Raw genomic sequence first — 25137 nt, 5'->3', positions numbered from 1 at the left:
GAAAGGCTTCGCTCATGACCGCTGCGTTCACCCCGCCCCGATTCGACGTCCGGCGAGCCGACGACCGGTTCAAGACCGACGCCGGCTGGCTGGATTCCAAGCATTCGTTCTCGTTCAGCCGCCACTACGACCCGGCCAACACCCATCACGGGGTGCTCATGGTGAACAACGACGACATCGTCGTCCCGGGTCAGGGCTTCGACACCCACCCCCACCAGGACATGGAGATCGTCACCTGGGTTCTCCAGGGTTCACTGGTGCACCAGGATTCGATGGGCCACTCCGGCGTCATCTATCCCGGACTGGCCCAGCGTATGAGCGCCGGAACCGGAATCCTGCACTCGGAGAAGAACGACTCGTGGCGGCTGGACGGCGTCACCGGTGAGCACGCCGACGAGCACACCGATCCCGTCCACTTCATCCAGATGTGGGTCGTCCCCGACGAAGCCGGTATCGCACCCGGTTACGAGCAACTCGAAATCGACCACGAGTTACTCGCCGGGGGACTGGTCCCCGTCGCATCGGGCATGCCGCACTACGCAGACCACTCGGCGATCCGGATCAAGAACAAGTACGCCGCAATGCATGTCGCACGCCTGCAGCCCGGGCAGGCGCCGATCACCCTGCCCGACGCCCCGTTCCTCCATGTGTTCGTCGCGCGCGGCGAAGCGTCGATGGAAGGCGTCGGCATCCTCGCCGAGGGTGACGCCGTCCGGCTCAGCGGTGGCGGCGGCCAGCAGGTGACCACCGACACCGGCGCCGAGATCATCGTGTGGGAGATGCACGCGACGATCGCCGGCTGACGCGAGTCGCCGGGCAGGTGCGGGTGTAGGTCCCGGCCGGAAGGAGTTCGACCCGGTCTCCCAGCCTGAGTTCACATTCGCTGCCTGCCGGCACGGTCAGGCTCAGGGTGAACACGTCGTCGGTGATCGTCCAGCGCACCGCGATGTTGCCGTAGGGGCTGCAGTGCTCAGCGTGGGCAGCAGTGATGTCCCCGCCGGGACACGGCTCGACGACGAAACGGCGATAGCCGACCGTGTCGGGGCCGGTGGTCTCGGCCGGGCGCAGGCCGGCGACGAACTGGTGGAGAAACGAGACGACCGCACCCTTGGCGTAGTGATTCAGTGAGGCGGTGGCGCGGCCGTTCTCGTCGACTCCGTCCCATCGCTCCCAGATGGTGGTGGCCCCGCGGTCGATCATCTCCATCCAGGACGGATTGCCGGTGGACAGCAGTACCCGGTAGGCGGTGTCGAGGTGCCCGTTGTTCGCGAGTGCGGGCAGCAGTATCCCGGTGGCCAGGAAACCGGTGCCGAGGTGATAGTCGTTGTCGGCGAGCAACTGTGCGAGTTCGGCGGCGAACCGTCGGCGGCCTTCGGCGGGCACGAGCCCGAACTCCAATGCGCGAACATAATTCGCCTGGGTCGGGTGGGTCAGTGTGCCGTCGGGAGTGATGAATTCGCATTGCCAGGCGTGGACGGCTCCCGCGGTGATCGCAGCGTACCGGTGCGCATCCCGGTCGCGGCCGAGTACGCAGGCGATCTGTGCGAGCAGTCCGGCCGACCGCGCGAGGTACGCGGTGGCGACCACGCTGTTATCGCGGGCGGGGTCGGGGGCGGGAATCTCGCCGGGTTCGAGCCATTCTCCCCAGTGGAAACCGGTGTCCCACAGATACTCTTCGTGGTCGTCCGGTGTGGGGCGCGCCAGTGCGCGGTCGGGATGGCGGCGATCCTGGGCCGTGCCGGCGGCCCGCTCGACCCACCGGGTCATGGAATCGTACTGGCGTTCCAGCACTTCGGCGTCGCCGTACAGCCGCCACAGCTGCCACGGCACGATGACGGCGGCGTCGCCCCATCCGGCCGAGCCGTTGGCGATGTCGGCGAAATGGTTACCCGACGGCTGATTGCCTGCCGGGTTCGGCACGATGTTGGGGACCGTGCCGTCCGGCCATTGGTCGGCGGCGAGGTCGCGCAGCCATTTGTCGCTGAAACCCGCGACATCGTGTGTGAAGGCGGCTGTTTCGACGTAGATCTGCCAGTCGCCGGTGAAGCCCGACCGCTCGCGCTGGGGACAATCGGTCGGGACGTCACAGGCATTGCCGCGGAAACTCCACACCGCGGCGGCGTGGAGTTTCTCGAGACGATCGTTGTCGCACCCGAAACTCCCCACCTGTTCCAGGTCGGTGTGCACGACGGCGGCGGTGATCGAGTCGGGCCCCGGTTTCGTCTCGAGCCCGTCGAACTGGACGTAGCGGAACCCGTGAGTAGTGTGGCGCGGCTCGAATGTCTCGCCGGGGCGCCCGGACGACACGACGTGGTCGACCTGACCGGCAGGCAAACTCTTGCCGGTCGCGAATTCGAAGGCACGGAGGTGATCCGTGTCGACGCTCCCGTCGGCGGCGAGGGACTCACCGTGGGTGAGGGTGACGTGGGTGCCGGCAGCTCCGAGGTCGGCCGCGGTCACCCACCCGTTGATGTTCTGGCCGAAATCCACGACGTACGTTCCGGGTCGAGGCTCGGTGACGGCCACCGCCGCCAGGGTTTCGATCCGGCGCACCGGGGGTGCCACGCCGGTCGTCAACCGGGAGCGATCGTCGTAGAGTCCGCCTCGAGCGACCGCGGCGGGGTGGTGGACCTCGTCGGCGGGCACACGGCGCAGGTTGACCCGTTGCCCGTCCATCAGGTCGGCGGCGTCGATCTCACTCGGTGCGCTGGTCCAGCCGTCGCCGGTACCGAAGCGCTCCGACGTTCCGTCCGCATACCGGACGTGCAGTTCCGCGAGCGCGGCAAGCCGGTCACCGAAACCGTCGCCGTGGCGCTCGAACCCGTGCCTGCCACGGAACCACCCGTCACTCAGCAGGATTCCCAGTTCGTTGTGTCCCGGGTGCAGCAGGCCGGTGACGTCGAAGTGCTGCACCTGCAGGTGCACCCGGTAGGAGGTGAAGCCGGGGGTCAGCTCGTGATCACCGACCCGGGCACCGTTGACGAAGAACTCGTAGATGCCGTGAGCGGTCGCGAACAGCGACGCGTGAGTGATCTCCGCCCGCGGGCGCCAGGAGGCGCGTAACCGGTATGCGGGACGGTGACCGAGCGGGGGAACGTCCGGCTCGTACGGTTCGATCCAGTCGGCCGTGAGGTCGCCGCCGTGCAGGAGAGCGGTGACCCACGGAGCGGGCTCGGACCAGTCGCTCGGTCCGAGATCCGTCCAGCACCGCACCTGCCAGGTGCGTTCCTCTCCTGCGGTCGGCACCGGATGCGTTGGCGTCCAAGGTCGTACGAGGACGTGGTCGCGTCCCTCGACGATCTCGGTGGTGAACAGGGTGCTCGACGTGCGGTCGGAGAGGCCCGCGACCCGGATCTGGTACGCCAGCTGACCTGTGCTTCCGGTGGGCAGCCGCCAGGACAGTCGCGGATGGGTCGTGCCGCAGGGTTCCCCGGGCCGGAGGTGTTCGAGACGCAGGTGTGTCGGTGTCGTCATCGGATCGACCGCACGAAGAGAACGGCTGCGCCGGCGACGGCGGCGCAGGCCGCCAGGATGCAGAACAGAAGCGCATAGTTGTTGCCGGTGAGCGGGAGGAGCACGGCCCCGATGAGCGGGACGACGGCGTAGGGAAGTGTGGCCGCCACCTGGTACACACTCATCGCCTTGGCCGTCTGCCGGACGTCCGGCACGACTGCGGCGGCGATCGCGATGTCGACCGTGAGGTAGCAGGCCTGACCGATCGTGAAGGCGACGAAGGCCAGTAGGAACCCGCCCACGTGCGGGTTCACGGCCAGATACACCAGCGCACCGCCGGTGAGGAACGACGCGACGGCGACGAAGGCCTTGCGCCTGCCCAGCTTGTCGGAGAGGAATCCGGCGAGCAGGAACGACACGATCGAGACGGGAGTGGTGACGGCGGTGGCGTGGGCGTATTCGGCTGCCGCGTCCGTGATGCCCAGTCCGGCCGCGTCGACCAGGAAGTAGGTCGCGTAGGTGGTGAGCCCGACCATCGCGAGCCCGAACAGAAACCGGCTGATCCAGTTGAGCGCGAAGTCCGCATGCCGGATCGGGTTGATCCAGTAGCTGGATGCGAACTCGCGAAAGCTGTAGGGCTGCAGCGTGGCCGGGTCCACACCCGAGTCGGCACCTCGGATGGCCACGGCGACCACCGTCAGGCACACGACGGCGGCAATGCCGGGGATGATCATCATCGGCACCGGATGGTCGGCGAGGCGGCTCCCGAGAGTGACGCCGGCGAGAACGGCGAACGCCGTGACGAAGCCGATCATCCCCGACAGTCGGGCGCGCAGATGGTCGGGGACGAAGTCGGGGATGAGCGCGACGAACCCGGCCAGGGCGGCGGAGTAGCCCAGTTGTGCGAGTGCCCATCCGGCGGCGATTGCCGCGACCGTCGTTGCCAGCGCGATCACGGTGAGACCGGCCAACGCGACGAGAGCGCCGCCGATCAGCCACGGGGTGCGTCGGCCGAGCCGGCTGGTCGTGCGGTCGGACAGGGAGCCGAACAGCGGTATCGAGGCGAGCGCGACGAGCGCGCCGATCAGCACGACCGTCGACAGTCCGAGTGTCTTGCCTTCGGCGTCGACGCCGAAGATGCGGATCGACAGCGTGATGATGGTCGGGGTCAGGCTGCCGAAGTACACCCCGAATGCGCCGACGACCAGGGCGGGGACGATGTAACGGGGACTCGGCGCGGTGACCGCGGAGGGGTGGCCGAGGTGTGCAGGGGACGGGTGTGTGGAGCGAACGGTAGCCATCGGCGTTCCGCCTTCCGTGAAGTGAAGATCCGCGCGGCGAGGTGGGGCGCAGCGGACGTCGCAGTGTGATGCACAGCACCGTACACGAAAACCGGGTGTATCCGGTTTTCAATTCGAGAATTGTGCTGTCGTATCGTGGCGACATGGGAAAACGGGCGCGTGGCAGCTACTCGGTGGGCATCGAGCGGCGCACGCGAATCGTGGAGGCGGCCGCGGGGCGATTCTCGGCGGAGGGGTACCACGCGACCACCATGACCAGCATCGCCGCCGATGCCGGAATCAGCGACAGCGGTCTGCTACATCACTTTCCGACGAAGAAGCATCTGCTTCTGGCCGTTGCGCAGTACCGCCTCGACACGTCGGCGGAGTGGTGGGACACCCTGCCCGCCGAGGCGTCGGGTCTGGCGACCCTGGATGCGATGGTCGACGCGGCGCGGCGACTCGTCGGACAGCCGGGTCTCATCGAACTGTTCGTGCTGGTGAGCGCGGAGGCGGCCGATCCGAGCAGTCCCGCTCACACCGTCTTCGCGCAGCGCTACGACGGCGCCGTCGAGGCCCTCGCGGATCGCCTGCGTCAGGGGGTGCACCGAGACGGGCTGCCGGCTTCGCTGGACTACCCGGCGCTCGCCCGTGAATGCATCGCGGTGAGCGACGGCCTGCAGTTGCAGTGGGTACTCAGCGACGGGGCCGTCGACATCGTCGAGGGTGTCCGCGGACATGCCACCCGGCTGACCGCCGCGCTGACCGGCGCGACGGAGCCGGAATCCGGGCCTTCCGTTCCTGTTGCCGAAGCTGCTACTGTGCCCGACAGGCAGTGACCTAAGGAAGGGCCTTACAACCGCGTGAGCGGCGACCCAGGCCCGGGTCCTGCATCCGAAGGAGTTCAGTCCCTTGGACACGGCTTCGACCGTCGTCCGCCGATCCACCGTCGAGTACGCCCCCGATCTGCTACTCGATCTCGTCCGTCCCGCCGAAGCAGAGCATCCGTTGCCTGCGATCGTGTGGATTCACGGAGGTGGCTGGCGGCTTCAAGACCGCACCGCATGCCCAGATCTGGTGCAACACTTCGCACAGCACGGCTATGTCATGGTCAGCATCGACTACCGGCTCGCGCCCGAGACCTGCCACCCCGGCCAGCTCGTCGATGTCCGGCGGGCGGTGCGCTGGCTGCGTGCCAACGCCGCGGACCACGGCATCGACCCCGACCGGATCGGTGTGTGGGGCTCGTCCGCCGGTGGGCACCTCGCCGCGTTGACCGGAGTGCACTCGGGCACAACACGATTGCCCGGGGAAGAGCCCGCGACCGTCGACAGTTCGGTGCAGGCCGTCGTCGACGGTTACGGGCCCGCCGACCTGCCCGGCCTCGTCGACCGCTCCACGGAACGGACACCGGGGGAGGATCATTCCCCGGAGGCGTCGTTGCTCGGCGGCGCGATCCGCGACCGACTGGACGCCGCGAGATCCGCGAGCCCCGCACTGCAGGTGGCGCCCGGAGCACCGCCGTTTCTGGTCATGCACGGTCTCGGCGACAACCTGGTGCCGTTCACGCAGAGCGTCGCGTTGTACGACGCGCTCGTCGCTCACGGCAACGACGCCATTCTCTACCTGATCGAGGGATTCGGGCACGGGTTCTTCAACCCGGGCCACGTCCTCGAACTCGGCCCCGACCAGACCCTCGACCAAGGGCATCTCGAACGAGATCCGCAGGCGCCGGCCTCGACCCGCGCGGTGAGCGACTTCGGTCGTGCACTCACCGAGAGGTACCCCTCCGCCTCGTTCGCCGCGGTCGAAGCCTTCTTCTCGCACACACTGAAACCAGGAACACCCACATGACTACTTTCGACATTCCCGTCCTCGACGAGGTCCACACTGCCGCTCCACAACTCGACACCCTCCCCGGCCGCTGCGTGCCCTACTCCATGGCCGTCGGTGAAGGTGAGCGTCACGAACTCGGCGGGCAACTGATCACCGTCATCGCCCGGCCCGAGGACACCGGCGGGCAATTCGGGGCCGCATACGTGTACGGCGGCAAGGGAACCGAGACGCCGTTCCTCGCACACGATCGCGAGCACCGCTTCCTGTACGTCACCGACGGACGGCTGCAGATCTGGTTGCCGGGCGAATCGCACGTGCTCGTGCCCGGCGACTCGGTCACCGTCCCGGCCGGGACGCCGTACGCCTACCGCATGCTCGCGCACCGGACACGGTTCCTGAGCTGGCTCACCGCCGGCGACGCGCACCGGTGGTCGCAAGCCACCGGCCACGCCACCCAGTCGCACGTCTTCGACGCCGAGGCGGCGCCGATGTCGGACGCGCGGCAATCCGAACTCGCCGACCAGTTCGGCGTCCGGGTCCACGATCTCGAGAAGACCGACCTGCCTGCGGTGACCGGCAGCGTGTTGCCCGCCGCGGAGTCCCCCTACGTGCTGCAGGCGGGCGAAGGCGACCGCTGGGCGAGTCTCGACCAGCTGAACACGTACCTCGCCCGGCCCCGGAACACCGGCGGAACGTATTTCGCGATGCACACCATGGGCGGCAAGAGTTCGTACATTCCCCGTCACTTCCATCGCGAGCACACCGAGAACTTCTTCTGCATCGAGGGGCGGATCCTCCTGCACGCCAACGGCCGGGAGATCTTGCTGACCAAGGGCGATTTTCTCCATGCGCCTGCCGGAACGATCCACAGCTTCGCGTTCGACAGCCACAACACGCAGATGCTCGGCCTGCTGACCACCGGCGTGTTCGAGAAGTTCTTCGAGTACATGAACGTCCCGACGGACGCTCACGTGCACACCGAGGGCGGCGACTTGCAGTTCCCGGCCGAAGGGTTCGCGCGGGCACGAGCCGAGCTGGACCTCGAGGTCGTCGGGCCGCCGCCGGAACGAGGCGACGGACGGTGAGACCCGCCCGGCGCGCACCCGCCCGCAGCGGCTGAGCTCTACACTCGAGCCATGGCGATCCAGAGCACCGTCACCCGGGCAGAGTCCCTGGTCGCCCACATCCAGGACCGGATCGCCGCGGGTGAACTCGCGCCCGGTGATCGGGTGGGCACCCGCAAGGAACTCCAGGCGGAGTCGGGGATGGCTCGCGGAACGGTCATCGAGGCCGTCCGGCTCCTGCAGGATCGGGGAGTCATCACGGTCCGGCCCGGGCCCGGTGGTGGCCTGTTCGTCGCCGAACCGTCCTCGGTGGTCCGGCTCGGTCGTACCCTGCTGACCGTCGAGGGCGACGCGGCGGGAGTCGCCGACGCCATCGCCGTCCGGGAAGAACTGGAACCCCTCGTGACGGAGTTGGCCGCCCGGCACCGGACCGAAGCCGACGTCGCCGACCTGCGGCAGGTGATGACCGTCCTCGAGGACTCGGCCGGCGACCCCGAGGCGTTCATCCACGCCGTGTGGGATCTGCATCGCCGGATCGTGGCGATCAGCCCGAATCAGGTGTTGCGCGAAACCTATCTGAGCCTCGAAACCTATGTGGAGCAGCACGCGACGCGCGCGAGCCGCGAACGAAGCGCCACCAACAGCGAGTACTTCGCGCGACGGATCGACGTGCACCGCGCGCTGGTCGATGCCATCGAGTCCGGCGACCCGGCCCGTGCCCGCGCGGCCGCTCAGGCGCACGCTCACTGAGCGATCACTTCTCGTAGCCCTTTCTCGATGCAGTGCTTGACAGGGGGCAGTGGTCTGTGGCTACCATCACACATAACGGTTATAACCGTTTATGGAGGAGTTGATCCTCCCCCCACTGACCAGGAGTGTTCCGCATGAATTTCTCCATGTCCTCGCCCGGCGGCCGCGGCAGAGTGCTCGTGCCCGTCCTCTGCTGGGCCGCCCTCCTGAGCGACGGGTACGACCTGTTCGTCTACGGCGCCACCCTGCCCGCCCTGATCGGGCACGCGCCGTGGTTCGTCACCGCCGGGGCGGCAGGCGCCGTGGGCAGCGCCGCCCTGGTCGGTGTCCTCATCGGCTCGCTGACGGCCGGCACCCTCACCGACATCCTGGGCCGTCGCCGCCTGTTCCTCGCGTGCCTCACGGTGTTCTCGACGGCAACCCTGGTCACCGCGGTCGCCCCCACCTTCGAGGTCTTCGCCGCAACCCGGCTGGTGGCCGGGCTGGGGATCGGCGGGTTGATGCCCACCGCCATCGCGATGGCGGCGGAGTTCGCGACCCCGGCCTACCGGTCCCGGATCCTCGGCATGGTGCTCACCGGACCGGCGTTCGGCGGCGTCCTCGCGTCGACGGCGTCCCTGCTGCTGCTCGAGGAGTTCGGCTTCCGCCCGGTCTACGCACTCGGTGCGGTTCCACTGATCACGTTGCTGCCGTTGGCGTTCGCGTTTCTGCCGGAGTCGCGGGCGTTCGTCGCCGAACGATCCTCCGACGACCGGGCGTCGAAGTCGCCGGTCGCCAAGCTGTTCGGTGACGGGATGGGGCGGGCCACGGTCGGCATCTGGTTCGTCGCGATCTGCAGCATGCTCACCATGTTCGGGGTGACCACCTGGCTGCCGCAGATCATGCGCAATGCCGGCTACCCGATCGGTTCGGCGGTGACGTTCCTGCTCGTCTACAGCGCCGGCGCCATCGTCGGGACGCTGCTCGCCTCCGTGCTGGCCGAACGGTTCGGGCCCAAACCGCTGGTCCTGACCGGGTTCACCACGGCCGCAGTCTCACTCGCGCTACTGGGGACGCACCCGCCGACCGCCGTCCTGATGCTGCTGGTGGCGCTGGCCGGATTCGGCGGCCTCGGCACCCAGAACATGCTCAACGATCACATCGCGACGTTCTACCCGGCCCGGTTCCGGGCGACCGGACTCGGATGGGCGCTCGGAATCGGACGGGCAGGCGCGATCGCAGGCCCCACGTACGGCGCGTTCTTCGTCGCCGGCGGCGGAGCCGTCATCGTCAGCTCACTGGCATTCGCCCTGCCCGCGCTGATCGGCGGCGTCGTGATGGCGACCCTCCCGCGACGCCCCCGCACCACCCCCGCCGAGGCGGACAACCACCTCGACGCGGCCACCCCGCGCAGCACCGAAGTTTCCCGCTAGAACTCGCCACCGAAGTGTGGCGGACGAAAAGGATGAAATAGATGAAGATTGTCGGTTACCGCAAGAAGGATCAGGACGCCGTGACCGTGGGTGTCCTCCGGGACGGCTTCGTTCGACCGCTCGCCTCACTCGAGGAATTCTGGAGCGACGCCGCCGGCTGGGTGGCACGGGCCGAACACCTCGACTCGCCCGAGATCGACGCCACGCTGGTGAGCGTGGTGCCGCCGGTGCCCGAATCCGCCCGTGTCATCTGCGTCGGCCTCAACTACAAGGCCCACGCCGCCGAGGGCGGCTTCACCCCGCCGCCCTACCCGACGCTGTTCGGGCGGTGGACCCCGTCGCTGAGCGTCGACGGGGCCCCGACGCCGGTGCCGGCGAACGAGGCGGGCCTGGACTGGGAGGGTGAGGTGGCCGCGTTCATCGGCACCCGGCTCGAAAGCGTCGACGCGGCGACCGGCCAGGCCGGGGTGCTCGGTTACGCCTGCTTCAACGACCTCACCGCCCGCAAGGCGCAGAAGCTGACCGCGCAATGGACGCTCGGCAAGAACGGCGACCGGTCCGGCCCCCTCGGCCCGCTGGTTCCCGCCCACGAGGTCGGGGATCTGTCCGACGGTCTGCGGGTGCAGACCCGCGTCAACGGAACGGTCGTGCAGGACGGCAACACCCGGGACCTGATCTTCTCGGTCGGCGAGATCATCGCCCTCATCAGCGAGACGTTCACCCTGCACCCCGGCGACATCATCGCCACCGGCACCCCGGAAGGCGTCGGCTACGTGCGGAACCCACCGTGGCTGCTCGGGCCCGGCGATATCGTCGAGGTGGAGATCGACAAGCTCGGCGTCCTGCGGACCCCGATCGTCGATGCCAGCGGAAGGAAGGGCGCATGACCGACGTCGCGTCCGGTGTCGACCGGACTCCGGTACTGATCGCCGGCGGCGGGCCGTCCGGACTCGCGGCCGCGCTCGAACTCGCCCACCACGGGGTGGCAAGCCTGGTCGTCGAACCGAGGGTCGACGTCGACGCCGAACGCCCCCGCGCCAAGACCACCAACGCCCGCACCATGACGCACCTGCGGCGGTGGGGACTGGCCGACGAGGTGCGTGCCGCGTCGCCTCTTCCCGTCGAGTGGGCGCAGGACATCGTGTTCTGCTCGACGCTGCTGGGCCACGAGATCACCCGGTTCGAGAACGGCTTCCAGCTCGACGTCGCCACCCCGACGCTGGCGCCGGAACGCGGCCAGCAGGCACCACAACCTGTCGTGGAGACCGTGCTGCGGAAGGCGGTGCAGCGCAGCGAACTCGCCACCCTGCAGCTCGGCGCCCGAGTCACGTCGCTCGAGGAACTCGCCGACGGCACCGTCCGTGCCACGGTGGAGGGTCCGGGGCAGACCCGGACCGTCGTGGCGGATTACGTCCTCGGGTGCGACGGCGGCGCGAGCACCGTGCGCGAGTCCATCGGGGCCCGGTTCGAGGGCACGTCCGGCGAGCGCCCCAACCTCAGCATCCTGTTCCGTGCGCCGGGCCTCGCCGAGCGGGTGCCGTTCGACGGTGCCGTCCACCATTGGGTGATGGCGCCCGGGGCGGCGGGCATCGTGGGCCGGCTCGACCTGTCGGACACCTGGTGGGCGATCGTGCAGGGCGTCGACGTCCGGGACGAGGACGTCGACGCCACCGCGCTCGTGCACAGCCTCATCGGAGAGCCGGTCCCGGTCGAGATCGTCGCCACCGATCCATGGGTGGCACGAATGTTGCTGTCCGACAGCTACCGCAAGGGTCGGGTGTTCCTCGTCGGCGACGCCGCGCATCTCAATCCGCCGTGGGGCGGGCACGGGTACAACACGTGCATCGGTGACGCCGTCAACGTCGCGTGGAAGATCGCGGCGACGCTGCACGGCTGGGCCGGGCCGCAGTTGCTCGACAGTTACGAAGCCGAGCGCCGGCCCGTCGCCGCCCGAACCATCGCCGAAGCCGGAGCGCAGGAAAAGGCTCTGGCGCACCACTTCTCCACCGTCGAGATCGGTCAGGACGGTCCGGCGGCGGAGGAGGCGCGCCGCCGCACCGCAGAGGCGCTGGCCGTGAAGAAGAGTGAATTCCACTCGCTCGGACTCGTACTCGGCTACGCCTACACCGACTCACCCGTCATCGTTCCCGACGGTTCGACGCCGCCTGCGGAAGACCCCGTCGAGTACGTGCCCACCGCGTGCCCCGGCGCGCTACTGCCGCACGCGTGGTGGGGAGACGGCCGTTCGTTCTACGACGTTCTCGGCCCGGAGTACACCCTCGTCGTGCTGGACGCCGCGGGATCCTCGTGGCACACCGCAGAACTCGACGCGCTGACGGCGAAGGCAGCGGAACTCGGCGTCCCTCTGACGGTGCTGCGGCTGTCCGGCACCGATGGATCTCTGGGCGGTCTCTTCGGCGCCCCCTTCGTCCTCGTCCGACCCGACCAGCACGTGGCGTGGCGGGGCGGCGACCTCGCGAGCGCCGAGAAGGCGATCGACATCGCGGCGGGATGGTGAGAAAACCTCCCCTCGCCGGACGCACCACCTCCACACTCGAGAAGGAAGATTCACGTGTCTGCTCTCCATGAGGCGCCCCGGACGGCGACCAAGCTGCTCGTGACCGCCATGGGCCTGATCGATACGTTCGACCCGCAGCAACGCGCGACCGCGGTCATCGACGACTTCGACGACCCGCGGCGGCTGAACTGGGACATCATCCCCAAGCCGGACCGCACCGGCATCCCGCTCCACCAGCTGGACCGCCACCAGAAGGTGCTGGTGTGGGATCTGATCCGGTTGGCCGTGCCACTGCGCACCTTCACGAAGGTGCTGTCGATTCCGCAACTCGAGCACGTGCTCCGGGACTACGAGCAGGATTTCCTCGGACCGGCACTGCAGACCTGGCGCACGTCGGATTCGTACTTCCTGACGTTCTTCGGCCGGCCGGGATTCGAGGACACCTGGACGCTGCGTTTCCTCGGTCACCACGTCTGCCTCAACCTGACGATCGTCGACGAGCGGTGGATCTCCGCCACCCCGGTCGCGTTGGGCGCGCAGCCCACCGAATACGACGGGGTGCTCAAACCGCTCGCCGACGACGAGGGCCTGGCCTTCGACCTGCTGGCCTCACTCGATGACGAGCAGCGCGGCCTCGCCGTCGTCCACGACGTCGCACCGGCCGACTTCGTGACCCGGCAGGTGCCGCGGATCGGGGCCTACGAGTACCCGGACCACTACGACCTCGGCATGCCCGGCTACACCATCACCGACGCCGACCGGGTCGCCCTGAAGTTCGTCCGCGACCGGCCGTCGGGCATCAGCGGCGCGAAATTGTCCGGTGACCAGCAGCAAGCGCTGCTGGGACTCGTCGATTGCTACCTCGAACGACTGCCCGAGGAAGCCGGCGAACTCCACCGGCAGGCGCTACGAAACGGGGGTATCGACCGGGTGTTCTTCGCGTGGGCCGGTGCGCAGAAGCGCGGCGCACCGCACTACTTCCGCGTCCACACCGACCGGTACCTCATCGAAGCGGTCAACGCCGTCGGCGGCGGAAATCACCTGCACACCGTGCTGCGGGACTTCGACAACGACTTCGGACACGACCTGCTCGCACTCCACGCCGGGACCGACTCGAAGTGGGGTGGCGGGCACCTGAGCAGCCGGACGGTGTCCAGCGAACAGTCCGATCCGCACCTCGAACCCTGAGTGCCACTCGGCCCCGCACGTCGCTGTGCGGGGCCGACTCCGTCCTGCCCTCGGAGTGTGAGACTCGTCAAGTTTGTCCATTTCGGTTTCCCTGTTGCCTGATCAGTGGCGACACTGGTGAAGCAGACATTTAACGTGGACGAAACAATGAGGTGGATTGTGTTGGGGCGCTCGAAGGCAACCGTGGTGTACTCGGTGTCGGGTCGACCGTCCAACCCGTTCGCGCGACCTGTCGATCGGTTCGCGGCCACCCTGAAATCCGTCATCGTCGCCCTCGCGGGTGTCGCGATCGTGCTCGCCGCGGTGATCGGCACCTGGGAATACCACCAGGAGAGTGCGCGGGCCGCGCAACAACGCGCCACCACCACCCTCGTCGAGGCGGTCACCAGCACCGACGCCCCCATCACCATGTCCCCCCGCGGCTCCGTCCGGACCACCCCGATGGTGAAGGCGACGTGGGCGTGGGGCTCGGAGTCCCGCACCGACAGCATCGAGGTCCCCTCGGGGACTCCGGCGGGCACCGAGAAGCACATCGCGGTCAACGCGGACGGAAGCTGGGCAGGCCCGCGGATCACGACCTCCGACGTCGTCAGCGCCGGGGTCGCGGCAGTGCTCATCACTCTCGCCGCGAGCGCGCTGCTCCTGGGTGCGGTGTGGGCGATGTGCTCACGCGCCGTGGAACGCCGTCGCCAGCAGTACTGGGACGAGAGCATCCGCAGGCTGTTCGCGACCTACAGTCGCTGATCCTCCCGTAGGCCCGGTTCGACACGGCCTCGTACCTGACCTCCGGCGGATGTGAATCCGCTTCGGACGACACCCGATCGCGCTGTCCCGTGTCGGTTTCGGTGGACTCACTCCGGGCTATTCAGGTGGTGCCGAGGAAAGGTGGGAGCCATGTCCGACAGGGATGCTTCTATATTCGAGAGCGAACGCGAGCTCGACGAAGAGTCCGTCCGTAAGGCTCAGCGGACGGTCGCCCACCACTCGATCGATGCCGAAGACTGCCGGATGCTGCTCGCTGCCCTCGGCATCCCTCTCGTGCGCGACCACGACAACGAGTCACTCTCCGGCACGGCCGGTGCCGAATCCCTGTGACCGACGCGTCTCGTTGAGGCAGCGCAGGCGACCGCCGCTGGGCGACAGGGTGTTTGGTGCGTGCTCGAATCGGTGACGTGGGCGGTTCTGTTCACAGCGACTCCACAGCGAAGCTCGAGGGTGCCCGCACCGGCGACCGCTTGTATGGGACGTAACCCCGAACAGCCCATGGAGAGGTCCTCATGACGAACAGCCCGCGTCACCACGCCGACGAAGTGCACGAGCACGACCGCGGCCTCAGTCACGACCTGAAATCGATGTTGTCGCGTCGCCGCGCACTGTTCGTGTTCGGCGCGGCGGGTGCGACCGCGCTCGCCGCGTGCTCGACGGCGGGATCCACGGCCACCTCGTCCTCGTCCTCGACAGGGGCGGCCGCGACCACGGCGGAGACGGTGAGCGACGGCACGTGCGTGGCGGCGGCGCCGCAGGAAACGGCCGGACCGTATCCCGGCGACGGGTCCAACGGCCCGAACGTGCTGGTCGAGTCGGGGATCGTCCGGCAGGACATCCGCAGCAGCTTCGGTGCGTACTCCGGGACGGCGGAGGGTGTCGCGACGACCATCGAACTGAAGCTGCAGGACCTGACGAAGGACTGCGCGGCCGGCGCAGGAATGGCCGTCTACCTGTGGCACTGCGACCGGGACGGCGAGTACTCGCTCTACGGCCAGGGCATCACCGAGCAGAACTACCTGCGTGGCGTTCAGGTGGCGGACTCCGCGGGCAGGGTGTCGTTCACGTCGATCTTCCCGGCCTGCTACTCGGGACGCTGGCCGCACATTCACTTCGAGGTGTTCGACTCGCTGGAATCTGCGGTGGCGGGCGAGGACGCCCGGTTGACGTCCCAGATCGCGGTGCCGCAGGACGCGTGCACCACGGTCTTCGCCTACGACAGCGGCTACGCGAACAGCGTCGGCAACCTGTCGAAGGTCTCCCTGGACTCGGACAACGTGTTCGGGGACGGCTGGGATGCCGAGTTGGCCACCGTGTCGGGCGAACCCGCCACCGGGATGACGATCTCGATCACGATCGGTGTCGCCGAGAAGTCGGCGAACACGCAGTCCGCGCCGAGTGGTCCCGGTGGGGGTGGCGGACAGCCGCCGGCGGGGGCGCCCGGACGGTAGCCGTGGCGGGTCGGTCCCGTTGCCCGTCAGCTGACGTGCCACCCGGGTGGTCTGTCGAGTTCGTTCCATTCACGGGTCAGCTGAGCCTGCTGGCGGCGGGACGCGACCCAGTGGACGACGAGGAAGAGGAAACAGTAGCCGCCGGCCGCCGTCACCCAGATCCCGCACGCGACGCTCACCGCAGTGGCGGCGTTCTGCGAACCGGTCTCCGGTGCGGAGACGAGGTCGCCGTTCGGGTCGAGCCAGACGGTGACGGTCTGACCTGCCTTCGCGCCCGCCGCGGTGGGAACGTCGCCGGTGTGTGTCTGCCCGTTCGCCGACCACTGCACCCGCGCGTGGGCTTGATACTGGGGTGAGGCGGGCAGCGGCTCTCCCGCGGTCCCGGTGCGGGAATCCTCGACGAGCGTGGCCGGGGTCGAGTGCTGGGTGGCGAGTTCGGCCTGAGTCTGCTGGTCCAGCCGCGAGTACGTTTCGGTTCCGACGGCCGCGGCCAGCGGAATCATCAGGAGCACGAACGCCACCCCGATGAGAACCATCGTGGATCGGAGTCGGTCGCAGCCACGCATGAGGGGGTTGCGGCTCCATGGACCCAGACGCCACAGGCGTATCGGCGCTGCACACGTTTCGCTCATCGCGCACCTCCGGGTGGTTGCCCACCACCATTGTGCAACCGAAACGCCTGTACGTGTAGGGCCTTCTGGCAGGTGTTCGTGCGCGGCCCGGGTGGCCGCGTCAGACCCGTCGCGACAGGTGGGCCACGGGGGAGCTGTCACGTGCCGATGCCGGCGAAGGCTTCGGTCAATGCCTCGATTCCCGCGCGGACCGTGGGACGGTCGTTGTCGGCTCGGCGGAGCGCGTAGATCTCGCGCTCGAGGGTGGGACGCACCGGGACGATCGCCACATTGTCCGGCACCCAGACGCGAGCCAGGCGGGGCACGAGGGCAGCGGCGAGTCCGTGCGCGACGAATTCGAGTTGAGCCGCGAATTCGGGCACTTCGTACCGGATATCCGGTTCGACGCCGCGGTTGCGCAACGTCTGCACCAGCCAGGTGTGGTACACCGCGCCCTTCTTCCACGTCGTCCACGGCATGTCCGCGATCTCGTCGAGATCGACGTGGTCGCGGGACGCCAGCGGATGGTCCCGGGACAGTGCGACGTCGGCCGAGTCCCGGTGCACCAGGGAGTGCACTGCGTCCTCGGGCAGGTGCAGAGGCATCGTGACCCAGCTGTCGACGACGGCGAGGTCGAGTTCCCGGCGCACGATCGCCGGTATGAGTTCCTCGGTCTCGCCGGCGAAGAAGCTGACCCCGAGCTGTGGGTGGCGTCTGCGCAGCGTCGCCACGGCAGTCGGCACGACGACTCTGCCTGCGGACGAGAAGGACCCGATTCGCAGTTCGCCCACCACATCGCGGTCGAGGGAGACGACTTCGGATTCGGCCTGCGCCAGAAGCGATAACACTTCCTGCCCGCGACGGGCCAGGAGCCGGCCCGCATCGGTGAGTTGAACACCGCGGCCCGCGGGCACCAGGAGTGCGACGCCGACCTCCCGCTCGAACTTGCCGAGTTGCTGCGAGACCCCGGACGGTGTCACGTGCAGGGCGCGGGCCGCGGCGCCGATCGAACCGTGTTCGGCGACAGCGCACAACGCGCGGAGGCGATCGACACTCAACATGGTAGTAAGTCTACTGTTTTCATGACATGACTATTCACTTGTTGTAATGGTTGGAGCCTCGGAGAATTCTCGGTGTGACTACCGCCCTCCGTTTGCGCCCCCGTGCCCTCGTCAGCCCCTCGTTCAGCGTCGCGTCCGTCGATCCGCGACTGCTCGTTCTGGCGGGTGCGGTGGCGACCTCGCTGACCGGAAGTCTCATCAAGCTGTCCGGGGTGGAGCCGGCCACGTCGACGTTCTTCCGGTGTGTTCTGGCGTTGCCGATCCTCGGTCTCCTTGCCCTGCAGGAATTTCGGAGGTACGGCGGAATCCCGCGCCGGGTGATTGCGGCCCAGGTACTCGGCGGGATGATGCTCGGCGTCGACTTCGCACTGTGGGCGCGATCGATCCACCTGATCGGTGCCGGGATCTCCACCGTCGTCGTCAACGTGCAAGTCGTCGTCGTGCCACTGCTCGCGTGGGTCTTCTTCCGAGCGCGGGTGCCGGTCCGGTTCGTCGTGGCGGTTCCCTTCCTGTTCGCCGGCGTCGCTCTCGCCGGCGGAATCCTCGGCGGCAGCGGCGACGGCGATCAGCTGTTCCTCGGAACTCTGCTGTCGCTGGCGGCGGGCGTGGCCTACGGGATCTACATCTTCGTCATCGGCCGCGCCGGATCCGCACACCGGGCGTCGTCGCAGGTATTCGTGTCGACGATCGCCGCCGGCGTCGTCGGGACCGCGGTGGGATCGCTGTGGGGAACGGTGGACCTCACGCCGGGATGGCCCTCGCTGGGGTGGTTGGCGGCACTGTCGCTGAGCAGCCAGGTACTCGGCTGGGTCCTCATCGGATTCGCACTGCCGAGGCTCGCCGCCGAGGTGGGTGCCACGTTGCTGCTGCTCCAGCCGGTCCTGGCGATGCTGTTCTCCATCGTGATCGTGCACGAGCGTCCCAGCATCGGGCAGTTCGCCGGCTGCGCGCTCGTCGTCGCCGCGGTGTGGATGGTCACCCACGTGAAGCCGGCGAACCGTCGTCCGGTGACCGCGCGAATCGCCGAATGACCCGGGGCACGGCCACTGCTCAAATGTTCCACCCCGTGCGCAGCGACGGTTCGTCGGCGGGCGGCTCGGGTGGGTGCTGTCTCTGCTTCGCCGTGTACAGCTCGCGGTCGGCGTGTCGATAGAGCGCGGTGAGGGGGTCGGCCTCTCCGGTGGACGACGCAGCGCCGAAGCTGAAGGGGGTGGGGCTCTCCCGGGCGAGTTGCGCCATGACGCCGGGCAGCTCGTCGTGACGCTCGCCGACCATGCAGGTGACGAACTCGTCGCCGCCGACCCGGGCGAGAAGGGCGCCGCGGGGCATGTGCCCGGCGAGGTAGTTCGCGAGGTCGACGAGAACCGCGTCGCCCGCGGCGTGGCCGTAGTGATCGTTGGTCGACTTGAACTGGTCGACGTCGATGAGGGCCAACGTCACGGAGACCTGCCCCGTGCCCGCACTTTCGAGCGCATGCCGGAACGCGAGCTCGAAACCGGCGCGATTGAGCAGGGCTGTCAGTCCGTCGGTGCTGGCCGATTCGATCAGGGTCCGGGTGAGGGACCCGAACATCTCGGCCGCGCCGACTACGCAGGTGACGGCAACGACGAGAACGGCGGCCTTCACGGTCACGGTGTCCACCTCGACCGGCACCAGCGTGAAGGCGGTGGGTGCGACGACGACTCCGACCACCATCAACCCGGTGAGGCATCCGACGAGGAGCCTCGACTGCCGTTTCGGGTAGAACACGACGAAATACATCGCCAGGAACATCGCCGCGATCGCGCAGAGCAGTTGGGCGACGGCGAGAACGAGACCGGACATCACGATCGGAGTGGCGAGCAGTGCCGCCGCCGTGCACACCTGGTAGGCCCGTCGGCTCGGCCTGCGCCCGCCCCGGTGCAGCACGACGAGTGCGAACACTCCGAGAAGAACGCCGGCCGTGCGAGCGGCGACGGTCTCCGGCCGGATCGACAACCCGACCATGGGAGGGAGGACGAACCCCGCCAGGTGCAGCGCAGTCGTGATCCACAGGTAGCGGCGCAGGATGCGTGGCTGATAGTCCTGTAGGACCGTGTCGACGGACGAAGCAGCGAGGGGCCTCACTCTCGCAATTATCCAGGACCGGTCCCGGAAAGGGCGGGTCTCTCGTGACCGCCTCTTCCGGGAGGACGAGTCAGCGGGGCGTGGACGCGGGGATCTGCTCGGCGTTGTCGTGCCACGGGGGTGTGTGGATGCCCGCGCCGTCGTACATCGGGAGTCGGATCCCTTGGCCGTACCGGGCGATCTGGTCCCAGGGGCGGTTGAGGCCGAACGTGCCGTAGGTGCGGACCCGGGTCACCGCGTCGAGGTCGAGGGTGTCGACGAGGACTTCTTCTCCCGACCCTGCCTGCTGGCGGATGATGCCCTCCGGGTCGACGACGACGCTGGCACCGACTCCGGCCGGGTCGGCGCCGTTGACGTTGACGACGTACACCTGGTTGGTCCAAGCGTTGGCCCGGGAGCACACGAGTTCCATCTCACGGTCGCGGGTGGTGGTGAGGGTGGGCTGGATGATCACTTCCGCGCCGAGCCAGGCCAGTTGGCGTGCGGTCTCCGGGAACGAGCCGTCGTAGCAGATGGCGAGACCGATCCGGCCGGTGCCGGGAATGTCGAAGACGACGAATTCGCTGCCGGGTGCGGTCTGTTCGTACGGCTGCCAGGGGAAGACCTTGCGGTAGCGGGCAACGACCTCGCCGAGGGGTGACACGGCGATGGCGGTGTTGTAGATCTTGTCGTCGTCGCCGCGCTCGTAGAGAGTTCCCGGCACCAGCCACAGGCCGGTTTCCTCGGCGAGTGCGCAGATCCGGTCGATGTGGGGGCCGGCGAGTGGCAGCGCCACCCGGTCCATCCAGTCGGCGCGGGCCTGCAGGAGGGGCGCCTCCGCGGCCAGCACGAGTTCGGGGACCACGACGAGTTCGACGTGCGGGAAGGTGTCGCGCACGGCGCGGACCTGGTCGGCGAACCGCTGCCAGGTGGCCTCCACATCGAACGGGATCGGGGCGGTCTGGATGGCGGCGATGGTCAGTGTGCGCATGATTTCAGTCCTCTGTGACGGTCAGTTCGGTGACGGCGGTGCGGCCGTCTCGGAAGAAGCGGCGGAAGCGGGTGCGGACGAGCATCATCGCCACGGCGCCGACGGCGATCGACCCGACGCCGAGCAGGAACACCCCGCCGATCCCGTGGAACGAGGTTGCTCCGTAGTCCGGGTCGAGCATGTCGTGGGCGCTGCGGGCGAAGGCGGCGAGCATGATCGTCCCACCCAGTGCGGGCAGGATGCCCCGGAGGAACAGGTCGCGAGGGGAGTCGTTCAGGCGGCGGCGGAAGTACCAGACGCAGGCGAGACCGGTGACGCCGTAGTAGAACGCGATGAGCAGGCCGATGGAGAGGATCGCGTCGCCGAGGAAGTTGCCGGAGACGAGCGTGAGGGCGGTGAGCAGGACCGCAGCGGTCGCCCCGAAGAACACGGTGCCGAATGCGGGGGTGCGGTAGGTGGGGTGAATTCGGGTGAAGGCGCGAGGCAGCGCGCCGTGGGCACCCATGGAGAGTGTGGCGCGTGAGCTCCCGATGACACAGGTGAGCAGGGCTGAGATCGCCGACACGCAGATGGCGAGTTCGACCACCTTCGACAGGCCCGCGCCGAGTACCGGCGGCCCGAGTGTGGCGAGTACGTCGCCCGCGTTGTCGGGATTGCCCAGACCCAGCCCGTCGGTGCCGATGCCGGCGAAGCTGATCGCGGCGAATCCGGTGAAGAGGTACGTGCCCAGCAGGACGAGGGTGGAGATCACCGCGGCCTGACCCGGGATGCGGTCGCTGTCACGGGTTTCCTCGTTGACGGTGATCAGCGCGTCCCATCCCCAGTAGATGAACAGGCACAGCAGCACCGCCTCGGCGAAGGGGCCGAAACCGCCGAACGCGAAGGGGTTCAGCCAGGACAGGCTGGGTGCGGACGCGCCGGTGCGGGCGAACGCGGCCGCTCCGAAGCCGAACAGGGCGACCACCTGCAATCCCAGCAATACGTATTGCACCGAGGCGGCCAGTTGCAGCCCGCGGTAGGCGATGGTGGTGACCGCGGCGACGATCAGGACCGCGGTGACGATCACCGCGACGTTGTCGGACGCCAGCGAATCCAGGCCGAGCAGGGTCAGGAGGTACCCGGCTCCGACTCGGGCGAGTGCCGTCATCGCGATGAGGGTCGCGATCTGCACCACCCATCCGCCGGACAGCCACCCCGTGTGGGGACCGAATGCGCGGGTGGTCCAGACGAACGTGGTGCCGCAGTCCGGCATCTCCCGGTTCAGCTCGCGAAAAGCGAACGCGGTCAGGAGGATCGGCACGAATCCGAGAAGTAGGGCAGCGGGTGCGAGGTTGCCGACGACCATCGTCACGAAACCGAGGGTGACCGCGATGCTGTAGGCCGGCGCGACCGAGGACAGGCCGAGCGCGACCGCGGCGAGCAGACCAACGGAGCCGCCCCGCAGTCCCTTCCCGGTGGGTGCTGGCGGTGGGTCGAGACTCGTCTCGGCGTCGGTGGGATTGGTCGACACGGTGGCTCCTGAGATCGGATCGGATTCTTTAAATAGAAATTTAAGAACAGTGTGGTCTACCTGTCAATAGCTGGGCAGGTATTGTCTAAATCTCCATATAAGAACTCGCGATGAGCGGAGCGAAGGCAGTGGCGCGGAAGAAGGATCAGGGGGCCCGCCGGGCCGAACTCGGTGAGGCAGTCCAGCGGGCGGTGCTCGCGCGCGGACTCGAGGGGGTGCGTCTTCGTGACATCGCGGAGCAGGCCGGGGTCACGCCCGCGGCGGTGCTCTACTACGGCGACCTGGACGCGCTGATCTACGAGACGTATCAGCGGGCCATCGAGCGGTTCAGCCAGGAGCGCGAGCGCGTCGCCGAACAAATCCCCGACGCGCGCGACCGCCTCCGGGCCTGCATCGATCACGGGGTCGCGAGCGGACCGGACGACGAACTGGTCCGGTTGCTGTTCGAGTGCTGGCCGAGATCGTTGCGCGACGCCAAGGCGGCGGCCCTGGACAGCTCCCTGACCGAGCGTCAAATTGCCGTCTACTACGGCATTCTGGTGATCGGTCAGTCTCAGGGGCACTTCACGCTCACCGACCCGCCGCGCCTGCTCGCCGCGAATTTCGTGGCCATGGAGGACGGTTACCAGATGGAGGTGCTGGCCGGACGTCGCAGCCGCGCCGAGGTGATCGCGAGCCTCCACTCCTACGCGCGCGCGGCCACCGGCCATGATCTGAGCGGGTAGGCGAAGTACCGGAAACTGGGAGTAACAGATAGGTTGGCTGCGCGTCGCCGGGCCCGGCCGCCGCGCACCGACAAGGAGCCTCCCATCAAGATCCTGCAGAACGTCTCGAGCGAGATCCGCGAGTGGGAACACGCCGTCACGACGGTGATGCTCCGCATACGACAGATCGGGGTGCTGATCGACCGTCTGGGGCCCGCACTCGACGACCTGTCCGAACTGCTTCACGCCGCCAAGCAGATCGCGGAGACCGCGGAGGGGCTCGCCGTCAGTGCGAAGGGGATCGACCAGAGCGCCGAGATCATTGCCCGTGACGCGGAGAAGATCGCCCAGGCGCTGCCCGCGGTCGAGCGGCTGGGGAGACTCGCAGACCGCCTACCCGGTGGAGGTAGACGGTCTGCTGCCGGGCGGTGACGAGCCGGTGCGGCCCGTCAGGCGGTGTTACTGAGCGAGGTCATGGACGTCCGCGCCGACCAGGCGCAGCTCGGCGGGTTGTGCATTCGGGTCGTCGGCGATCCCGGAAATCGGCATCATGGCGAGGGCCTGGTCGAATGCGTCGACGAGCCATTCGCCGGTCACCGTCACGAGCCGAGTGTCCTCGGCGGCGGGTTGCTTCTGGAAGAAGCTCACGACCCAGGGATTCTGCGCGTCCGGATCGGAACTGAGATCCCCCGGTGCGTTGGTGGCGAGCAGGTGAATGCCGCGCTCGAAATCGACCCGGACGGCGTATCCGGTGCCGGTGTTGACGACGGTGGCCGGACGGTGCGCGGCCAGGGCCAGCGTCATCAGGGCATCGGCGTAACGAGTGGTGTGCTCCACGGTGAGTGGCATGAACGATCACCTTTCAACTTCTGTGAGCGTCGCCGCGGCAGAGCAGGCCCGGAGTTCAGTGGTCCGAAAATGCAGTTCCTCCGACAGGTCACGAGAAGATAGAAGTAAAGCTGTTCGTCGGGAGCTTGGGCTGCGAGAGCGTCGTAGGGAATGGTGCTCTCACTGTCGGCCACCTTCGAGGTGGGCGTCCTGGCACAGCGTGCACAGTTGGTACGCCCGATTAGAGCACGGACACGCCGGGCGGCCCGTGAACTCGGTAGCTGTGTACTCAACTACGACTAACCGTACGGTGCCGGGCCCGGATGCGCGACACGGGGTCGTCCGTCGGATAGCACTGTGGCCCATGACCTGCAGTCATGGGCCATGTCGGTCTGGGGGTCAGTGCTGCAACACCGGGTAGTCGGTGTAGCCCTTCGCGCCCTCCGAGTAGAAGGTCTCGGGGTCCGGGATGTTGAGCGGCAGGTCTTCCTGCCAGCGCCGCACGAGATCCGGGTTGGCGATCGCGGGACGCCCGACGACGACGGCATCGGCGTGGTCGTCGTCGAGGATTGCGAGCGCTTCGTCGCGGGTGGTGACCGCGCCGAAACCACTGTTGATCAGCACCGGGCCGCCGAACCGCGCCCGCAGGTCCTGTGCGAGGGGCCCGGACGGGTCCTTGTGCAGAATGCTCAGGTAGGCGGGCTTCAGCGGAGCGATGGCGTCGACCAGCGCGCCGTAAGTGGCCCGAACGTCGTCGGCGTCCAGTTCCAGGGCGTCCTGGATGTTGTGTTCGGGCGAGATGCGGATACCCACCCGGCCGGCGCCGATGGCGTCTGCCACGGCCTCGAATACCTCGACGACGAAGCGTGCCCGGTTCGCGGGGGAGCCGCCGTACGTGTCCTCACGCAGGTTCGAGGCCGGGGAGAGGAATTCGTGCAGCAGGTAGCCGTTGGCGGCGTGGATTTCGACGCCGTCCATCCCGGCTGCCACCGCGTTCCGCGACGCCTGGACGAACTCCTCGATGACGGCGGGGAGTTCCTCGGTACCCAGCGCGCGGGGCACCGGGTACGGCTCCTTCCCGTCGTACGTGCGGGTCTCACCCTCGATGGCGACGGCGCTCGGACCGACGACCTCGTGACCGCCGGTGGTTCCCTCGTGGGTGACGCGGCCGGCATGCATGACCTGCGCGACGATCCGTCCACCGGCCGCATGCACGGCGTCGGCGACGTTCTTCCAGCCCGCAACCTGTTCGGGTGTCACCAGCCCGGGCTGGCCGGGGAAGCCCTGGCCGGCGTGGCTGGGGTAGGTGCCTTCACCGACGATCAGACCGAGAGAGGCCCGCTGTCGGTAGTGCTCGACCACCAGCGGTCCGGGCACGCCGTCACGCCCGGAGCGGACGCGGGTCAGGGGCGCCATTACGACCCGGTTGGGCAGTTCGAGTTCGCCGAGTGTCAAGGGGGAGAAGAGATTCACAGATATTGGTCTTTCCGTAGGCGTGTTCGGCAGCGCCGTTCTCGGTGCCGCCGCGCAGGATCGGGATCCACTGGGGGAACGGGCACACGGGTCGCGCTATTCCGACTCGAGACGGCCGTCACTGTGCGGGCAGTGTCCCGAGTCAGCGAATTGAGCC

24 protein-coding genes are annotated in these 25137 nt (G+C 68.2%); 15 read left to right on the top strand and 9 right to left on the bottom strand.

What is annotated here, in order from left to right; genetic code table 11:
* Nucleotides 1-14: 14 nt before the first annotated feature.
* Nucleotides 15-803: a pirin family protein gene (locus OYT95_RS17665; RefSeq protein ID WP_037236178.1), complete on the top strand. Its 789-nt coding sequence runs from the start codon at nt 15-17 to the stop codon at nt 801-803.
* On the opposite strand, the gene OYT95_RS17660 is transcribed toward OYT95_RS17665, so the two are convergent.
* Both OYT95_RS17660 and OYT95_RS17655 read right to left on the bottom strand, forming a co-directional pair.
* The gene (locus OYT95_RS17660; protein ID WP_268792078.1) at nt 766-3474 is read right to left on the bottom strand and encodes an alpha-L-rhamnosidase; all 2709 of its coding nucleotides are present in this window, start codon (nt 3472-3474) and stop codon (nt 766-768) included. The genes OYT95_RS17665 and OYT95_RS17660 overlap by 38 nt on opposite strands.
* Entirely contained in the window at nt 3471-4754 is a 1284-nt protein-coding gene (locus OYT95_RS17655) for an MFS transporter (RefSeq protein WP_037236183.1), read from the bottom strand. Before OYT95_RS17655 ends, OYT95_RS17660 begins: the two co-directional genes overlap by 4 nt.
* 143 nt (nt 4755-4897) lie before the next feature.
* Between OYT95_RS17655 and OYT95_RS17650 the strand changes: the two genes are divergently transcribed.
* From OYT95_RS17650 to OYT95_RS17600, 11 genes are all read left to right on the top strand, one after another.
* Entirely contained in the window at nt 4898-5572 is a 675-nt protein-coding gene (locus OYT95_RS17650) for a TetR/AcrR family transcriptional regulator (protein ID WP_268792077.1), read from the top strand.
* Nucleotides 5573-5645: 73 nt separating this feature from the next.
* Entirely contained in the window at nt 5646-6587 is a 942-nt protein-coding gene (locus tag OYT95_RS17645) for an alpha/beta hydrolase (protein ID WP_268792076.1), read from the top strand.
* On the top strand, nt 6584-7654 hold the full coding sequence (locus OYT95_RS17640; protein ID WP_268792075.1) for a quercetin 2,3-dioxygenase: 1071 nt from the start codon (nt 6584-6586) through the stop codon (nt 7652-7654). The genes OYT95_RS17645 and OYT95_RS17640 overlap by 4 nt, the downstream gene beginning before the upstream one ends.
* Before the next feature lie 51 nt (nt 7655-7705).
* Nucleotides 7706-8383, top strand: coding sequence for a FadR/GntR family transcriptional regulator (locus OYT95_RS17635; RefSeq protein ID WP_037236189.1), 678 nt, complete (start codon nt 7706-7708; stop codon nt 8381-8383).
* A gap of 134 nt (nt 8384-8517) precedes the next feature.
* Nucleotides 8518-9795: an MFS transporter gene (locus OYT95_RS17630; RefSeq protein WP_268792074.1), complete on the top strand. Its 1278-nt coding sequence runs from the start codon at nt 8518-8520 to the stop codon at nt 9793-9795.
* 41 nt (nt 9796-9836) lie between these two features.
* Nucleotides 9837-10682, top strand: a complete 846-nt coding sequence (locus tag OYT95_RS17625) for a fumarylacetoacetate hydrolase family protein (RefSeq protein WP_268792073.1) — start codon at nt 9837-9839, stop codon at nt 10680-10682.
* Nucleotides 10679-12313, top strand: a complete 1635-nt coding sequence (locus OYT95_RS17620; RefSeq protein WP_268792072.1) for an FAD-dependent oxidoreductase — start codon at nt 10679-10681, stop codon at nt 12311-12313. The genes OYT95_RS17625 and OYT95_RS17620 overlap by 4 nt, the downstream gene beginning before the upstream one ends.
* Before the next feature lie 54 nt (nt 12314-12367).
* Nucleotides 12368-13501: a DUF3500 domain-containing protein gene (locus OYT95_RS17615; RefSeq protein ID WP_268792071.1), complete on the top strand. Its 1134-nt coding sequence runs from the start codon at nt 12368-12370 to the stop codon at nt 13499-13501.
* A 147-nt stretch (nt 13502-13648) separates the two neighbouring features.
* Entirely contained in the window at nt 13649-14245 is a 597-nt protein-coding gene (locus OYT95_RS17610) for an Rv1733c family protein (protein WP_268792070.1), read from the top strand.
* A gap of 150 nt (nt 14246-14395) precedes the next feature.
* Nucleotides 14396-14596, top strand: a complete 201-nt coding sequence (locus OYT95_RS17605) for a hypothetical protein (protein ID WP_037236200.1) — start codon at nt 14396-14398, stop codon at nt 14594-14596.
* Between the two features lie 182 nt (nt 14597-14778).
* The gene (locus OYT95_RS17600) at nt 14779-15717 is read left to right on the top strand and encodes a dioxygenase (RefSeq protein WP_128640375.1); all 939 of its coding nucleotides are present in this window, start codon (nt 14779-14781) and stop codon (nt 15715-15717) included.
* 26 nt (nt 15718-15743) lie between these two features.
* Here OYT95_RS17600 and OYT95_RS17595 read toward each other — a convergent pair whose 3' ends face one another.
* Together OYT95_RS17595 and OYT95_RS17590 are read right to left on the bottom strand one after the other, a co-directional pair.
* Nucleotides 15744-16349 carry an Rv1733c family protein gene (locus OYT95_RS17595; protein ID WP_037236206.1) on the bottom strand — a complete coding sequence of 202 codons (606 nt, stop codon included), beginning with the start codon at nt 16347-16349 and terminating at the stop codon, nt 15744-15746.
* Between the two features lie 137 nt (nt 16350-16486).
* Nucleotides 16487-17389 carry a LysR family transcriptional regulator gene (locus OYT95_RS17590; protein ID WP_037236209.1) on the bottom strand — a complete coding sequence of 301 codons (903 nt, stop codon included), beginning with the start codon at nt 17387-17389 and terminating at the stop codon, nt 16487-16489.
* Between the two features lie 74 nt (nt 17390-17463).
* On the opposite strand from OYT95_RS17590, the gene OYT95_RS17585 reads away from it, so the two are divergent.
* A complete protein-coding gene (locus tag OYT95_RS17585; RefSeq protein ID WP_268792069.1) occupies nt 17464-18420 on the top strand; it encodes a DMT family transporter in 957 nt (318 codons plus the stop codon).
* Nucleotides 18421-18439: 19 nt separating this feature from the next.
* Here OYT95_RS17585 and OYT95_RS17580 read toward each other — a convergent pair whose 3' ends face one another.
* The 3 genes from OYT95_RS17580 to OYT95_RS17570 all read right to left on the bottom strand — a co-directional run bounded on the left by OYT95_RS17580 (nt 18440) and on the right by OYT95_RS17570 (nt 21975).
* Nucleotides 18440-19495, bottom strand: a complete 1056-nt coding sequence (locus OYT95_RS17580; RefSeq protein ID WP_268792068.1) for a GGDEF domain-containing protein — start codon at nt 19493-19495, stop codon at nt 18440-18442.
* 70 nt (nt 19496-19565) lie between these two features.
* Nucleotides 19566-20465: a carbon-nitrogen hydrolase family protein gene (locus OYT95_RS17575; RefSeq protein ID WP_037236217.1), complete on the bottom strand. Its 900-nt coding sequence runs from the start codon at nt 20463-20465 to the stop codon at nt 19566-19568.
* Between the two features lie 4 nt (nt 20466-20469).
* A complete protein-coding gene (locus tag OYT95_RS17570) occupies nt 20470-21975 on the bottom strand; it encodes an APC family permease (protein ID WP_268792067.1) in 1506 nt (501 codons plus the stop codon).
* A gap of 110 nt (nt 21976-22085) precedes the next feature.
* Between OYT95_RS17570 and OYT95_RS17565 the strand changes: the two genes are divergently transcribed.
* Both OYT95_RS17565 and OYT95_RS17560 read left to right on the top strand, forming a co-directional pair.
* The gene (locus OYT95_RS17565; protein WP_268792066.1) at nt 22086-22700 is read left to right on the top strand and encodes a TetR/AcrR family transcriptional regulator; all 615 of its coding nucleotides are present in this window, start codon (nt 22086-22088) and stop codon (nt 22698-22700) included.
* Between the two features lie 33 nt (nt 22701-22733).
* Nucleotides 22734-23111, top strand: a complete 378-nt coding sequence (locus tag OYT95_RS17560; RefSeq protein ID WP_037236223.1) for a hypothetical protein — start codon at nt 22734-22736, stop codon at nt 23109-23111.
* A 27-nt stretch (nt 23112-23138) separates the two neighbouring features.
* Here OYT95_RS17560 and OYT95_RS17555 read toward each other — a convergent pair whose 3' ends face one another.
* A complete protein-coding gene (locus OYT95_RS17555; RefSeq protein WP_268792065.1) occupies nt 23139-23528 on the bottom strand; it encodes a hypothetical protein in 390 nt (129 codons plus the stop codon).
* 378 nt (nt 23529-23906) lie between these two features.
* Nucleotides 23907-24980 (bottom strand): alkene reductase, encoded by a 1074-nt coding sequence (locus OYT95_RS17550; protein WP_268792064.1) that lies wholly within the window; start codon nt 24978-24980, stop codon nt 23907-23909.
* Nucleotides 24981-25137 lie beyond the last annotated feature (157 nt).

The organism is Rhodococcus sp. JS3073 (assembly GCF_026810085.1).
In the GTDB taxonomy this organism is placed as follows: Bacteria; Actinomycetota; Actinomycetes; order Mycobacteriales; family Mycobacteriaceae; genus Rhodococcus_F; species Rhodococcus_F wratislaviensis.
The sequence above is the reverse complement of the archived record's forward strand: the minus strand, read 5'-3'. Positions and strand labels throughout refer to the sequence as shown.